The 14,421-nt window shown below is 72.5% G+C and carries 13 protein-coding genes and 1 pseudogene; 9 read left to right on the forward strand and 5 right to left on the reverse strand.

Going from position 1 to position 14,421, the window contains the following annotated elements:
• Positions 1 to 53: 53 nt before the first annotated feature.
• On the reverse strand, positions 54 to 2,804 hold the full coding sequence (locus tag ACIQMJ_RS26780; protein ID WP_499763742.1) for an ATP-binding protein: 2,751 nt from the start codon (positions 2,802 to 2,804) through the stop codon (positions 54 to 56).
• Positions 2,805 to 3,377: 573 nt separating this feature from the next.
• Between ACIQMJ_RS26780 and ACIQMJ_RS26785 the strand changes: the two are divergent.
• From ACIQMJ_RS26785 to ACIQMJ_RS26795, 3 genes and pseudogenes are all read left to right on the forward strand, one after another.
• Positions 3,378 to 3,470, forward strand: a pseudogene (locus ACIQMJ_RS26785) (class III lanthionine synthetase LanKC N-terminal domain-containing protein); the annotation flags it as partial.
• A 128-nt stretch (positions 3,471 to 3,598) separates the two neighbouring features.
• Positions 3,599 to 3,895 (forward strand): hypothetical protein, encoded by a 297-nt coding sequence (locus ACIQMJ_RS26790; RefSeq protein ID WP_499763743.1) that lies wholly within the window; start codon positions 3,599 to 3,601, stop codon positions 3,893 to 3,895.
• Positions 3,896 to 3,947: 52 nt separating this feature from the next.
• Entirely contained in the window at positions 3,948 to 4,073 is a 126-nt protein-coding gene (locus ACIQMJ_RS26795) for a hypothetical protein (RefSeq protein WP_499763744.1), read from the forward strand.
• A 46-nt stretch (positions 4,074 to 4,119) separates the two neighbouring features.
• Here the strand turns inward: ACIQMJ_RS26795 and ACIQMJ_RS26800 are convergent, their stop codons facing one another.
• A complete protein-coding gene (locus tag ACIQMJ_RS26800; RefSeq protein WP_499763745.1) occupies positions 4,120 to 5,319 on the reverse strand; it encodes a hypothetical protein in 1,200 nt (399 codons plus the stop codon).
• A 148-nt stretch (positions 5,320 to 5,467) separates the two neighbouring features.
• Between ACIQMJ_RS26800 and ACIQMJ_RS26805 the strand changes: the two genes are divergently transcribed.
• From ACIQMJ_RS26805 to ACIQMJ_RS26825, 5 genes are all read left to right on the forward strand, one after another.
• Positions 5,468 to 6,934 (forward strand): amidase, encoded by a 1,467-nt coding sequence (locus tag ACIQMJ_RS26805; protein WP_499763746.1) that lies wholly within the window; start codon positions 5,468 to 5,470, stop codon positions 6,932 to 6,934.
• A 113-nt stretch (positions 6,935 to 7,047) separates the two neighbouring features.
• Positions 7,048 to 7,941, forward strand: coding sequence for a DUF6801 domain-containing protein (locus ACIQMJ_RS26810; RefSeq protein WP_499763747.1), 894 nt, complete (start codon positions 7,048 to 7,050; stop codon positions 7,939 to 7,941).
• A gap of 193 nt (positions 7,942 to 8,134) precedes the next feature.
• The gene (locus ACIQMJ_RS26815; RefSeq protein ID WP_499763748.1) at positions 8,135 to 8,872 is read left to right on the forward strand and encodes an ATP-binding cassette domain-containing protein; all 738 of its coding nucleotides are present in this window, start codon (positions 8,135 to 8,137) and stop codon (positions 8,870 to 8,872) included.
• Positions 8,865 to 10,157, forward strand: coding sequence for a hypothetical protein (locus ACIQMJ_RS26820; RefSeq protein WP_499763749.1), 1,293 nt, complete (start codon positions 8,865 to 8,867; stop codon positions 10,155 to 10,157). The genes ACIQMJ_RS26815 and ACIQMJ_RS26820 overlap by 8 nt, the downstream gene beginning before the upstream one ends.
• On the forward strand, positions 10,094 to 10,777 hold the full coding sequence (locus tag ACIQMJ_RS26825; protein WP_499763750.1) for a hypothetical protein: 684 nt from the start codon (positions 10,094 to 10,096) through the stop codon (positions 10,775 to 10,777). Before ACIQMJ_RS26820 ends, ACIQMJ_RS26825 begins: the two co-directional genes overlap by 64 nt.
• 9 nt (positions 10,778 to 10,786) lie before the next feature.
• Here the strand turns inward: ACIQMJ_RS26825 and ACIQMJ_RS26830 are convergent, their stop codons facing one another.
• The 3 genes from ACIQMJ_RS26830 to ACIQMJ_RS26840 all read right to left on the reverse strand — a co-directional run bounded on the left by ACIQMJ_RS26830 (position 10,787) and on the right by ACIQMJ_RS26840 (position 13,337).
• Entirely contained in the window at positions 10,787 to 11,818 is a 1,032-nt protein-coding gene (locus ACIQMJ_RS26830) for a hypothetical protein (RefSeq protein WP_499763751.1), read from the reverse strand.
• Between the two features lie 172 nt (positions 11,819 to 11,990).
• A complete protein-coding gene (locus ACIQMJ_RS26835) occupies positions 11,991 to 12,758 on the reverse strand; it encodes an alpha/beta fold hydrolase (RefSeq protein ID WP_499763752.1) in 768 nt (255 codons plus the stop codon).
• A 108-nt stretch (positions 12,759 to 12,866) separates the two neighbouring features.
• Positions 12,867 to 13,337 carry a MarR family winged helix-turn-helix transcriptional regulator gene (locus ACIQMJ_RS26840; RefSeq protein ID WP_499763753.1) on the reverse strand — a complete coding sequence of 157 codons (471 nt, stop codon included), beginning with the start codon at positions 13,335 to 13,337 and terminating at the stop codon, positions 12,867 to 12,869.
• Positions 13,338 to 13,407: 70 nt separating this feature from the next.
• Between ACIQMJ_RS26840 and ACIQMJ_RS26845 the strand changes: the two genes are divergently transcribed.
• Positions 13,408 to 14,409, forward strand: a complete 1,002-nt coding sequence (locus ACIQMJ_RS26845) for a hypothetical protein (protein WP_499763754.1) — start codon at positions 13,408 to 13,410, stop codon at positions 14,407 to 14,409.
• Positions 14,410 to 14,421 lie beyond the last annotated feature (12 nt).

Genomic DNA, 14,421 nt, shown 5'->3' on the forward strand with positions numbered 1-14,421 from the left:
TGCGGACCGGGTACGGCACGAACCTAAGGAGCGGGCAGGGCCGCTCGCGTCCGTCAGACGACGTCTTCGGCGTACGTAACCGTGCTGCGCAGCACCGCGGCGAGCTCGCCGCGGGAGGTCACGCCGAGTTTGGGGAACATCCGCTGGAGGTGGGTGCTGACCGTCCTGGGCGAGACGTACAGCCGCTCGCCGATCTCCCGGTTCGTCAGTCCCTGCGCGGCGAGCTGGGCGACGTGCAGTTCGGTCGACGTGAGCCGGTCGACGGCGGCCGGGTCCCGGCGCGGGGAGGACGCGCCCGCCGCGCGCAGCTCCTGGCGTGCCCGCTCCGCCCAGGCGGACGCGCCGAGCGCGTCGAAGACCTCGCGCGCGGCTTGCAGGGCGACGCGGGACTCCGCGGGCCGCCGGTGACGCCGCAGCCACTCTCCCAGCGCGAGGTGCACCCGCGCCCGTTCGAACGGCCAGTCGACGGGAACGGCGTCGAGGGCCGCCCGGTAGAGCGGCTCGGCGGCGTGCGGCGGGCTGAGCAGGGCGCGACCCAGGCGCAACCCGCAGAGCAGCGCGGGGGACGGGGTCGGCTCTTCGAGCGGGCCCAGCTCCGCCAGCACGTCCCGCGCCGCCTCCGCGGACTCGCTGCGCACGGCCGCCTCGACCAGCTCGGCGACCCCGTAGAAGCGCAGCCAGGGGTGGAAGGCGGGGTCGGCCGGGTCGAAGACGCGGTGCAGGTGCCCGAAGGCGTCGCCGTAGCGCCCCTGGCAGAGGGCCGCCTGCCCGCGGGCCATCTGCACGATGGCCAGCGCCGGGCGCGCGCCACAGGGGAGGGCGACGCGCTCCGCCTCCGCCGCCCACGCCTCCGCTCGGGGATCGCCGCAGACGGCGGCGAGCTGCGCCCGGATGGCGTTCACCATCGCGTGCACGAGAGGTTGGCCGGTCTCGCGGGCCAGCTCGGCGGCCTCTTCGGCGGCGAGGTGACCGGCGCGCACGTCACCGAGCCGCGCGGCGCTCCCCGCCTGCACGCAGAGGGCGCGGGCCAGCATCGACAGGCGGCCCTGCGCGCGCAGGGCGTTCAGCGACCTCGTGGTCAGCCTGCCCGCCAGGGCGGGAGCGCCCACGGTGACGGCGGCGCCGCCCAGGAGCTGGTCCCCCTCGGCGTCCTCGGACGCACGTTCCAGCTGACCGGCCAGTGCCTCGATGACGGCTCGCCCGTGCTCGACCGGTGCGCAGTACGCCCGCAGGGCCACCACGTCGGCGTTGTCCGCGTCCACGGGCATCCGGTCGACGGCGGCGGCGACCCGTCGGCGGGCGGCCGGCCCCGGCTCTCCCCAGAAGCAGTGCAGGACCGCGCCCCACAGCATCCGCAGCCCCAGCACGGGCTCACCGCCGGCGGCGATCCCGACGGCCAGCTCGGCCAGCTCCGCGGTCGCGGCGCCCTCGCCCTGCGCCGCCCCCTCGACCAGGGCGATGCCGACCCAGGCCGCGCGGCCCTGGTCCCGGACCGAGAGGTCCAGCGAGCGCGCCCGGGCCAGCAGGTGCGCCGCCACGTCGGACCGGCCCGACTCCAGGGCGAGCTCGGCCGCGCGCAGCAGCCGGTCCGCGCGGGCGGTCGGGTCCGCGGTCAGCTCCGCCGCCCGCCGCAGCGCGGCCAGGGCCGCCGCGACACCGCCCCGCCGCAACGCCCGGTCGGCGGTGGAGTCCAGGTCCCGCGCCGCGTGCTCGTCGGGACCGGCGGTGGCGGCGGCGCGGTGCCACGCCTGCCGGTCGGGCTGCCCCTGGAGCTCGGAGGCGAGCGCGGCGTGCGCGGCCTGTCGTTCCGCGGCGGTGGCGGCGTGGTGCAGCGCCGAGCGGACGAGCGGGTGCCGGAAGACCATCCCCCACGCCTCCACCAGGCCCGCGTCGACGGCCGGTCCGAGGGCGGCGACGTCGACCGCCGTCCCGAGCATCCGGGAGGCGGCGGCGAGGCACTCGTCCACCGTCCCGTCACCGTTGAGGGCCGCGAGCAGCAGGACCGCCCGGGTGTCGGCGGGCAGGCGGGAGACCCGCGCCGTGAAGGTCCGCTCCAGCCGTTCGGTCAACGGCAGTGGACCCGGGGTGAGCGCGTACGCCCCACCGACCGACCGCAGCGCGACCGGCAGCTCGGTCAGCGCCAGCGGGTTCCCGGCCGCCTCCTCCAGCAGCCGCCGCCTGACCTGCTGCCCCAGGCCGGGTGCCACCGCGTCCAGCAGCTCGCCCGACACCTCGTCGGTCAGCGGGTGCAGGTGCAGCAGGGGCAGCCCGGCGCCGCCGAGCCGGTCGTCGAGGCCGCGGGTGACGGCGACGAGGGCGAGGGGGTCGGACTCGATCCGCCGCGCGACGAACCCGAGCACGTCCAGGCTGGCCCGGTCCATCCAGTGGGCGTCCTCGACGACCACCAGCAGCGGCGCCTTCACCGCCGCGTCCGACAGCAGGGTCAGCGCGGCCAGGCCGACGAGGTAGAGGTCGGGCACGGTCTCGTCGGCGAGGCCGACGGCCGCGCGCAGTGCGGCGCGTTGCGGTCCCGGCAGGTCGTCGATCCCGTCCCGCAACTGGTGGACCAGCTGGTGCAGGCCGGCGCAGGGCAGGTCCTCCTCCGACTCCACCCCCACCGCCGTGATCACCCGGGTCCCGCGGGAGGCGGCCCGCTGCGCCGCCTCGGCGACCAGCGTCGACTTGCCGATCCCGGGTGCGCCGACGACGACCATCGCGCCACCCGACCCGGAAGCGGCCTGCTCGACCAGGGCGGCCAGTGCGCGGCGCTCCTCCTCCCGACCCAGCAGCGCCCGTTGGTGCATGCCCCGCTCCGTCTCTCGTGCGACTCCCGCTGCTCGCGAGGCGCCGCGTCCTCGCCCGATCGGGCGAGCGCGGCCGTGACACCGCACGATGGCACGCGCGCCGCTCCGAGGAAAGCGAGGGCTCCGGTGCCTGCGCGCAATTTGAGCACCGGCGCGGACATCCCGGGAAATCACCGCTCGCGGAGGTGGTGGGCCTCACACCCCGGCCCGCTGTCGATCTACCGAGGACAGCGTTCCGTCCCCATCGGACCACGCGGGGTGACGAGGGGTCAACCCTTCGCACGTGCAGTAGCCGCTCCCGCTCCCTACGGTCACGTGGGCGTCCTCACCGGCCAGAGTGGACCGTCCACCTGATCGTGTTCTTCCGGACCGCCCGAGTTGGCCTGCGCGGCACTGCTTGTTTCGATCAACACGCAGACACCGGGGTCCGGGTGACGCGGATCGGGAACCACTGCACGGCGGACCCCCGTTCTTCGACACCCCGGCGACCGGTCGAGCGGGACCGACGACTTCTCCATCCGATTCCCCGCTCCCGCGCCCGACTGGACCGCCACGACGCACACCATCTGGAGAATCCTCCAACCCCGAGGTCGCACGCTGCGCAAGCAGGGCTGGAAGATCCACGTCTCCGCCACCGCGGGCAACGCCGAGCGGGTGCTGCGCACCGTGTACGACCACTGCGCCACCCACGCGATCCCCTTCAAGTTCCTGCGGTCCAGCCGCCGGCGTCGGTCGCGCGGCTGCCCGACCTGCTGCGCGCCTGCACCGCCGAGCCGATCATCCACCCCGGACTGGTGCAGGGCCGCGCCGGTCTGCTCGCGACCCTGGCCGCGGCCCGTCGCCACCTCCCCGGACCATGGGTCGAGCAGGCCCTCTCACGCCACCTGCGCATGCTGGGGCTGCACGCCGTGCCCCACGGCACGGGCACCGCGTTCCCCGGTCACCAACTGCTCAGGCTGTCCATGGACCTCGCCACCGGCAGCGCCGGTGTCCTGCCGGCCGTCACGGCCGCGGTGGACCGCGACGCCGCCGTGCTGCCCTTCCTCGGCGAACGCACCACCGCCGACGTCCTCGCCGCATCACCCCACTGACCGCCGGCACACCACCGGCGCACCGTGCAGGCACGAACGCGAAGGAGACACCATGAAGCACATCCTCGACCTCCAGGCCATCGACGCCGCCGAGCCGGCGGACGACGGCTTCGACTTCCGCAGCACCGATGACGACGAGGCCGAGAGCAGCTTCAGCCTCCTGCTCTGCCAGCCCTGACGCGCGGGCGCGACAGCTCCACCCGGAGCTGTCGCGCCACCTCCGCCTACTGCGGCGTCGCCGGCGGCTCGATCTCGGCGAGGTGGCGCCGGACGGCGGTGATGTAGTCGGCGGGCCCTTCGGCGTCGTACGCCAGCACGACGGAACGCCCGTCCTCCTTGAACGTCACCACGGCGCCGGGTCCCGGGTCCCGGCCGAGGCGGTACCCGGAGCCCTCACCCAGCCCGGCCCTGAAGTCGTCCCAGCCCTCGTTGCGAAAACCCCTCATCCGATTGGTCCACCGGACCTGCCGGTCCTTCTCGCCGGGCGGTGTGAAGACGAACAGCCTGCGGTGCGCGCCCAGCTTCCTGATCACCCGGAACTCGAAGCGCAGCTCCGGCCAGTCGCCCGGCGCCATGATCACGCACCGGGCCCCGGCGACCAGTTCGGCGAACTGGTCGCGCCACGAGTCGTCGGTGGCGTAGTGGCGTTCGATCCCGTCGGGCGGGAGGTAGTCGCGCGGGTTGCCCAGGCCGTACCCGCGTCCGAGGTCCGCGGCGATCGCCGGCGCGAAGTACTCCTCGAACGACATCGGATCCTTGCGGCGGCTGAAGATCTTCCGCAACTCCGGCCGCGAGCGCACCTCCTGCTCGTCGCGCCGCCGGACGCCGAACAACCGCCGTTCGTTGCCGAAACCCCTGATCCACACGACGGCCGGGCGCGGGTCGACCGGTGGCAGTGCGTCGATCCGGTCCGCGCGTCGCGCCGCGGCGTGGCACAGGACGAACGCGATCGACATCGGCGCCACCAACTGCGCACCGGCCGTAGCGGGTAGACCGTTCAGCGGCAGCACCACCATCACCACCGGTGGTGTCGCCACCGCCAGGTTGCCCAGCAGCCGGAACGGCGTCCGCGGTCGCCGTCGCCTGCCGGACCGGACGGGTCGTGGGGGCGCAAGGTGAACGGCCAGAGCCGGCCCGCCCACGGCCACCGCGACGCCGAACGCGATGGCGAAGCCGACGGCGGCGATCCCGGCGTCGTGATCCCCTTCGGGTCGGGTGAGGACGATCCCGAGGAACACCCCGCCGACCAGCCCGACGACGCAGCCCGTCCCGAGCACCACCGAGGTGACCGGGCCCGTGTAACCCTTCCCCTGCGCCCGTCGCCACACCCGCATGAAAGCCGCACCCGCGAAGAAGACCAGCACTACCGACACGGCCGCGCCGACTGCGACGGCAAGCAGTGCGAGCACCAGACGGATCTCCATCCGCCCACCCCCTCCCCACGCACACTACGACGGTGTCGTGGTCCGGCAGACCGCAGAACGGCGTAGAAGATGGCAGGGCTCTTGTGGCCTGTCTGTTGCGCAGAGCGGAGTTTTATGACCTCCGAGACAGGCCGCTAGCTTCGAATTCATGGAATGGAGCTTCAAGTCGGCCGAAGAGCTCGTTGCCGCGTTGCGCGCCGGTGCGGTGACATCGGTGGACCTGACCGACGAGGCGATTGCCCGGATCGAGCGCGAAGACGGGGTGGTCAACGCGGTCTGCGTGCCGGACTTCGACCGGGCGCGGGCCGCCGCACGCCGGGCCGACCGGGCACGGGCCCGTGGTGAGGACCGACCGCTGCTCGGCGTCCCGGTGACGGTCAAGGAGTCGTACGACGTCGCCGGGCTGCCCACGACCTGGGGCATGCCGCAGCACCGGAATCACGTGCCGGCCGAGGACGCGGTACAGGTGTCGCGGGTGAAGGCCGCGGGGGCGGTGGTGCTCGGCAAGACCAACGTTCCGCTGGGGTTGCAGGACATCCAGAGCTTCAACGAGATCTACGGCACCACCACCAACCCGTGGGACCACCGTCGCACCTCCGGTGGGTCCTCGGGCGGGTCGGCGGCGGCCCTGGCGTCCGGGTTCGGCGCGCTGTCCATCGGTTCCGACATCGCCGGCTCACTGCGCACCCCCGCGCACTTCTGCGGCGTCTACGCGCACAAGCCGACGCTCGGGCTGGCGGCCCACCGCGGCATGGTCCCGCCCACCGAACCGGCGCTGCCGACCGATCCCGACCTCGCCGTGGTCGGGCCGATGGCACGTACCGCCCGTGACCTCGCGCTCCTGCTCGACGTGATGGCCGGACCGGACCCGCTGACGCTCGGCGTGGCGCACCGGTTGGCGTTGCCACCCGCGCGCCACGGGCGGCTCCGCTACTTCCGGGTTCTGGTCCTCGACGAGCACCCGCTCATGCCCACCGGGTCCGCCGTGCGCGCGGGCGTGCACCGGGTGGCCGCCGCGCTCGTGGACGCCGGCGCCCACGTCGCACGGCACAGCCCGCTGCTGCCCGACCTGACCGAAGCCGCGACGCTCTACATGCAGTTGCTGGTGTCCGGCTCCGTGGCGCGGTTCCCCGTCGAGTCGCACGAGGAGCTGCGGGCCCGCGTCGCCGGGCTGGACGCGGACGACCGGAGCCTCGACGCCGTGCGGCTGCGCGCGATGCTGTTCAGCCACTCCGACTGGATGGGGGCGAACAACCGCCGCGAGGTCCACCGCCACGGCTGGCGGCGGTTCTTCGCCGAGTTCGACGCCGTGGTGTGCCCGATCACGCCGACGCCCGCGTTCCCGCACGACCACGCACCGAATCCGATGCGACGGCGCATCGACGTCGACGGCGTCGAGCACCCGTACTTCGACCAGCTCGTCTGGGCCGGCCTGGCCACCATGCCCGGCCTGCCCGCCACCGCCATACCGACGGGCCGCTCACCCGAGGGCCTGCCGGTCGGCGTGCAGCTCATCGGTCCGATGTTCGAGGACCGCACCCCCTTGCGGCTGGCTGAACTGCTCGAGCAGGAGATCGGCGGCTTCGAGGAACGACGCCCGGGGAACGGCCACTGATGTCGAGGGTTTCGCCGACATGCCACGTCGTTGCGACTGAATGGTCCACACGTGTAGGGGTTGGTCTGCGGAACACTGGATGGGGGCGAGGTAACACCGAGAGGACGCAAAACTTGCGCGCGAAGTGGAACAGATACCGCGTCACCGCCCTGTCCCTGGCCTCCGCCGTGGTGGCCGCCGGGACGTTGGCGGCGGCAGCGGGACCGGCGTCGGCCGCGACGACCGCGGTCCGGCTGGACTACACCTGCACGACGTCGTTGGGCCCGAGCGCCCAGATGACGGTCTGGGTCGTCGGCGGGCTGCCGGACGACGCCTCGGGGCCCAACAGCGTCGCCCGCCACGAACCCGCCTACATCGACGTGGACCTGGACCTGCGCGAGCTGCGGCCGGTGATCTCGTTGGCCGGCGGGGTGCGCGTGGACGGCGACAGCACCGCGGCGCTCGGCGCGAGGATCACCGGGCCGGACGGGACGCGGACCACCGAAGCCCCGTTCACCTTCGCCCCGGCGTGGGTGACGGACGTCCGAGGTGCCGCGCTGCGGGCCAGGGGCGCGTTCCCGGTGCAGTTCCTGAGCACGGCGGGCTACTACGACGTGCACGTGGACGACCTCACGCTGGCACTGCGCCCCGAGCGCGCCGACGGCACGCCCCTCGGCACGGTCACCGCCTCCTGCTCCCACGACCCGGCGCAGGGCGACCTGCTGGGCACCGTGTGGTCGCAGGGCATCATCATCGAGCGGCCGCTGCGCCCGACCGCGCTGCGGGTGGTCTCGTCGACCCCGACGTCCGTGACGCTGGCCTGGGAAGCGAACTCCTGGTGGACCCCGACCCTGGGCTACGAGGTGTACCTGGACGGCGGGCACACCGGCCTGGTCACGGAGAAGCAGGTGACGTTGACCGGGTTGACGCCCGACACGCAGCACCGGGCGAAGGTCGTCACCAAGGACGAGCGGGGCAACCGCTCACCCCAGAGCCAAGGCTTGATCTTCACCCTCCCGCGGGCCTGACCCGCGCGAGGTCGCCGGAGCACCGGGGTTCGCCGCTCGGCGGACCCCGGTGCTCCGGCGCAGACCCGAGGCATTCAGCATCCCCTGCGAGGTCGACGCCCACCGCTCACTCGGGCCCGCCGACCACAGGCTCCGACCGCACGTGAATGATCGTCTTCGTCTGGTCGCACCAACTGCGGGGATCGGTGACTTCGTGCGCGTCCTCATCGACGACGTCGGCTTCCGGTACGGCCGGAAAAGTGTGCTGACCGGCGTGAAGTGGTCCATAGGGCCCGGCGTCACCGGGCTTCTCGGCCCCAACGGCGCGGGCAAGACCACACTGCTGAACCTGCTGGTCGGTGTGACCAAGCCGCACTCCGGGCGGTTGCTCTTCGAAGGCCACGACCACCGACCGGGATCGATCGGATTCGTCCCGCAGCGCTTTTCGCTGGTCGGCGGCATGACCGTGCTGGACACCGTGTCCTATTCGGCCTGGGTCAACGGGATTGCCGAGAACCGGTGCGCCGCGGCCGCCGAAGCCGCCCTGCGGACTGTGCACCTGGAGGAACAGGCCCGCACGAAAGTCCGGTCGCTGTCGGGCGGCCAACGACAGCGCGTCGGTGTGGCGGCGGCTCTGGCGCACGAACCCGAGGTGCTCATCCTCGACGAGCCCACCGTGGGGCTCGATCCCGCCCAGCGGCTGCGGCTGCGCGAGGTCGTCGCGGACATCGGCCGGAGTCGCACCGTCCTGCTCTCGACCCACTTGATCGAGGACATCTCCCACCTGTGCGAGCGCGTCGGGGTGCTCGCGGAGGGCCGGTTGGTGTTCGACGGCACGGAAGCCGAGCTGACCGCCCTGATCGAGGACTCCGACTCGACCGGGGTGCTGGGGTCGCCGTTCGAGCGCGCCTACCGGGCGCTGGTCGACCGGCTGGGAGGCGCTCGTGACTGAACGCCGCCTGCCGTGGCTGTGGCCGTCCGGGCCCGTCGCGGTCCTCCTGCCCGCCGCGGCGATAGCCGTCGTCGTCCTCTGGGGTTCCGGCCCCATGCTGTCCTGGCCGTACCAGGAGTGGATCCGGACCTCGGCGGAGTTCCACCAGCAGAACGCCTTCGCCGCGCCCATCGCGGCTGCGGCGGCCACCTGCGTCGCAGGCCGCCTGACCCCGCCCACGCGCATCTTCGCGCTCCCCGTCGCAGCGCGCTCGGGAACACCGACCGTCCGGCGCCACCTCGCGGTGTTGGTGACGTCGTTCGTCGTCGCCTACCTGCTCGGCCTGCTCCCGCTGGTGGTGGCCACCATCCGCGACGCCGAGCACGGGGGGCCGTCGATCGGCGTCATGGTGACCGGTCTGCTCGGGATCGTCACGGCCACCGCCCTGGGCTACCTGATCGGCGTCCTCTGCCGCACCGCCCTCGCCGTGCCGCTGACGTTCGTCCTGGTGTTCGGCGTGACCCTGCTCGGCACCAGCGGCGACACCTTCGCCGCGCTGAGCCCCGTCCTCCAGCTCGAACCCGGCCTCGGTCGCACCGAAACGCTGCCGTTCGTCGCCTACCGGCTCGCTTTCCTGTCTTCGTTGGTGGTGACCACCGCGTGGGCCGCGGTGAAGGTGCTGCGGAACCACCGGGCGAATTCGCCGCTGCCTCCGCTGAAGACCCTGCTGCCGCTGGTGCTGCCGGTTCTGCTGATCGTTCCGCCGCTGGTCGACAAACCGGCGCTCTTCGCCTACGAGGCCGACCCGGCCCAGGTGTGCCGGACGGAGCGGGACGTGCGGTACTGCGTGCACGCCGGGCACCGGAGCCGCCTGGACCTGCTGGTCGAATCCACCGATGCGAAGCTCGTCCGGTACGGAGCACCGACGCCGAAGATCACCAAGGTGTACGACGAAGCGATTCGCGGCCACATCCCCGGCACCGGGGACGAATGGCGCAGGAACAACGAGGGAATCGTCTGGATCCCGATCCAACCGCAGTCCCCGGCGGAGGCGAACGCCACTCCCGTCGTCAACATCCTGTCCGGGATGAGCACCTGCCACCTCCCCCGTCCCGGCCGACCGGGTCCGGCGGACCCGCAGGCGACCCGACTGGCCTCGGAATTCCGGGAATGGCTCATCCGACCAGGCGACACGACGCCGGGTTCGGCGTTCCACGGAATCCCGGAACCTGTGGTGCGGGAATGGATATCCTCGAACCGGCAGAAGATCGAGGAGTGCTCGCTGGGCAGTGGGGACCTGCCGTGAGGATCGTGCGCGTCATCGCGGCTTCACGGACGGCGCACCAGTGGCTCGTCGCGCTGGCACTGGTGACCCTCCTCAGCTTCCTGCTGGGCACCCGGGCCGTGGTGATCCACCTCTCCGCGGCGTTGACGCCGAACAAGCTCCCCTTTCCCGAACTGTGCTCGGTCGTCGCGGCCGTGGCCGGGGTGATCCTGTTGAGGCCGAGGACCTGGGAATGGGACCGCGTGGCCACGGGTCGCGCCTCCGCGGTGTCCGCCGTCTGCGCGTTCGCCGGTATCGCCGCGCCCGCCATCGTGGTCGTCGCCGGCTCGATGCGCCTTCCGGACGGCGTCCCGTGGGGGTGGCAGGTCGCGAATTGCGTCATCTTCGGAGCGGTCGCCTTCTGCCTCGGCCCGCTGGTGGGTTCCGGACTCGCGGGCGGTCTGACGCTCCTGCTGTACATGCTGTGCGGGGTGGCGAACCACCTGGTGCCGGGACTCCGCCCCTTGTTCCCCGTCGTCGCCTATCCCGGACCGGAGGGCAACTGGATCTTCGCCGTCGCACTCGCGGTCCTGGCGCTCGGGATCAACGCCAGGACACGGGGGTCGACGGCGCGGGCACGTCGTCTGTTCGCGGAGACCTGACCGCGCTGGTCAGCACTTCTCGACGAGCACGGTCGAGACCAGGTCGGGGGTCGGGAGCCGGCGTTCCGACGGTTCGCCCGCGACCTGGAGGACCGTCGTGGCGCCGTCCTGCGCCTTGAGCGCTCCGCAGACCGGCTGCGGCTCGCCGCGCACGACGACCTCCACCATCGGCGCGGTGGACCGCGTCGGCCCGTACCAGGACAGGAGCAGCGCGGCGGCGAGGAGCACCGCGCTGCCGAGGGCCAGCCGGCGAGCGGCGTTCAGGTCGTCCAGCGCCACGTGGGCGAGTCGGACGTTGCGGACGTCCACCCCGCCTTCGTCGATCACGGAGGCCGTGCTGACCACCTCCGGCACACCGTACGCGGCGCGGAGGAACCTCAGCAGCGCCGTCACACCCGCGACGAGGGCGAGGCCGGTGAGCAGGCCGAGAGCGATCCTGATCGGCGTCCCGTAGGCGGTGATGGAGTCCCTGCCCTTGAACACCAGGGTCGTCGTGACCAGTGCGACCAGGCCCGCCATCCCGTTGCGCCAGTTCTCCGCGGTGGTGCGGATCCGCGTCAGGGAATCGGTCACCTCCTCCGCCAACCGCTCCCGGTCACCGATCTGGCGGGGGTCCGGTTTCCGGTCGTGCGGGGGCACCGCCCTGACGGTCTTCACCTCGCCGTCGACTTCCTCGAAGCGCATCCGCCACCGCGCTCCGCAGCCTTGCAACCGCGTGCGCCCGAGGGGATCGGGGTGCTTCCCGTCGCAACGGCACTGGACCGGGAACTCCGCCGGCAGGAGGGAGCCGGGCCCGATCCCCGCGTGCCGCAACGCTTCACCCGCGCGGATCGCGTCGTCCGGCTCGACCACCGGCACGCCGCGGAGGGTGATCAGCCAGTGCGCGTGCGCCATCGCGTCACCGCACCGCGGGCACGGTCCTGCGAGGTCGAGGACGAGCGGGTGCTCGACGCTCGGCGTGACCGCCACACCCATCCGCTCGACCGCCGTGTCGGCCCACGACTCGTCCACGTCGTCCGTGTACTCGACGGGTTCGGCCATGTCGCCTCCTCCGACATGCCGCCTTCGGCGGTGGCAACGTCCCGCGCACTCCGACGCTCGCGGCTGTCACCCCGTATGTCGACCCACGACGACCGTTCGTGACAGCGAATCCGTCACCCGATCCGGTGAGCCCGTGCGCGGCCACGACCGCGCAGGGAACCGCCGCCGCCGGTCACTGCGCGCCGAGTCCGGAGAGGAACCGCTCGACCACCGACACGAGGGCGATGGGGGTCTCGTCGATCGCGTAGTGGCCCGCCTGCTCGAACACGACCACCTCGCAGTTCGGGTAGGACTCCCCGAACGTGGCGCGCACGGTGTCCGGGCCCAGAGCCGGGTCGTGCGCGCCGGCCACCACCAGGACCGGCACGGGGTTGCCGTCCACTTCGGACCGGAAGTCGGTGCGGGCCCACGCGCGGAGGTACCGGCCGAAGGCCGCCGGGTCGGACGTCTCCAGCGAGTGCCGGACCATCGCGTCGAGCCAGGTGCCGGTGAGCCGGTTGCCGGTGGTGAAGTCGATGATCGCGCGCCGGTTGCCCGCCTCCCGCTCGGCGCCGGCGAACAGCTCCCAGCTCTGCTCGTCGAACGGGACGCCGCTCGCCGGCACCGGGGAGATCCCGACCAGCGCGCGCACCCGCGCGGGCGCGTCGGCCAGCACGCGCTGCATCACGCTGCCGCCCATCGAGTGACCGACCAGCGAGAACGTCTCCAGGCCCAGGTCGTCGGCGAGGGCCAGGACATCCGCGGCGGCTTCGGCGATCGAGTGCTCCCCCGGCACGTCCTTGCGCGCGCCGTAGCCGCGGTAGTCGGGGAAGAAGTAGCTGAACGCGGCGCGGTCCAGGTACGGCGTGATCGACTGCCAGGCGGTCGCCGAGCCGAACCACCCGTGCAGTGCGATGACCGCGTGGTCACCCTCGCCGACCCGGTAGACCTCGTCGTCCATGCTTCTCCCAGCGCCGTCTCGTACGAAGATCGCACGTCGCCACATGGTGCGGCAGCCCAGGGCCGGCGGTCAACGCCGACCACTGTGCCACGACGACCGACGAACGGTTCAGCGGCGGGTGGTGGCGGCGGTGATCAGGGTGATCAGTTGGCGGCGGAAGTGGTGGTAGTCGTCGACGGCGCCCAGCAGTGACTCCGACTCCTGCTCCTCGCGGCGGGCCGCGGTCAGGACGGTGCGGCCGGTCGGGGTGATGTCGACCAGGGTCCGGCGGCGGTCGCGGGGGTCGGAGGTGCGGGTGACGTGGCCGGAGCGGTCCAGGCGTTCGATGGTGCGGCTCATCGTCTGGTCGGTGACCTTGCACAGGGTGGCCAGCTCGCGTTGGGCGCGTGGGCCGTCGGCGAGGTGGTGCAGCACGATCAGGCCCGCGTGGGTCAGGCCCAGGCCGTTCAGCACCTCGTCGAACCGGCTCTCCACGACGCGGGCGGCGACGGACAGCAGTCGGCCGGTCGGCCAGGACTCGACGTCGGCGCGCACCCGGTCCGGCCGGTGCGACACCTCCTGCTCGTCACCTTGGCCCACCACCCCATCCTCGCAGAGCAGCCGGGGGGGCGATTGTTCAGCCTGCTGATCGTTTGCCATGATGTTCAGCGTGCTGAACGTTGTGCGTGGTCGCGGTCGGTTGCCGGTGCTCGGGGTGGTCGGGAGCGTCGCGCTCACCGGTCTGGTGTGGCTGCTGGGGCAGCGGCTGCACGGGATCGCCCTGCTGCCGGACCAGGGTGCCTCCTGGTACTACTGGAAGCTGCCCGACCCCACCTTCTGGACGCGCGCGTCGGCGTGGGTCGGTTACGCGGCGCACCAGGTCGTGTCGTGGGGGCTCATCTACTACGCGCAGACCAGGGTCCGCCGCTACACCACCGGCCTGCACCGGGTGAACGTCGTCGCGCTCGCGGCCAACGGCGCGTTCATCGCCCTGCACGCCGTCCAGACGCAGGTGTTCTACGACGGCATCGCCCAGGACGTCTCGATCTTCAGCTCGCAGGGCTCGGTCGTGCTGCTGCTGGTGGCGGTGCTGCTGATGGAGAACAAGCGGCGCGGGATGTTCTTCGGCCGGCGGGCCCCGATCTCGGCCGACGTCGTCGACTTCGTGCGGCGCTACCACGGCTACCTCTTCAGCTGGGCCGCGATCTACACGTTCTGGTATCACCCCATGGAGTCGACCAGTGGTCACCTCATCGGGTTCTTCTACATGTTCCTGCTGCTGTTCCAGAGCAGCCTGATGTTCACCGCCGCCCACACGAACCGGTGGTGGACGCTCACGCTGGAGCTGATGGTGGCGCTGCACGGCACGCTGGTCGCGGTGATGAACTCGGGTCCCGACGGGATCTGGCCGATGTTCCTGTTCGGGTTCCTCGGCGTCTTCGTGATCACCCAGCTGCACGGCGTCGGGCTGAGCGCCGCCGCACGCTGGTGGGCCGCGGGGACCATCGGCGTGGCGGTCCTGGCCGTCTACGCCTGGCGCGGCTTCGACCGGGTCGACGAGGTCGTGCGCATCCCGGCCATCGAGTACCTGCTGGTGGCCGTGCTCGCCCTGCTGATCTGGGCACCACTGCGACTGACCCGCAGGCAGCCCGCCGCGACCGCCGACCGGTGACGCGCGCCGGCG

The organism is Actinosynnema sp. NPDC091369, from assembly GCF_044757065.1.
In the GTDB taxonomy this organism is placed as follows: Bacteria; Actinomycetota; Actinomycetes; order Mycobacteriales; family Pseudonocardiaceae; genus Actinosynnema.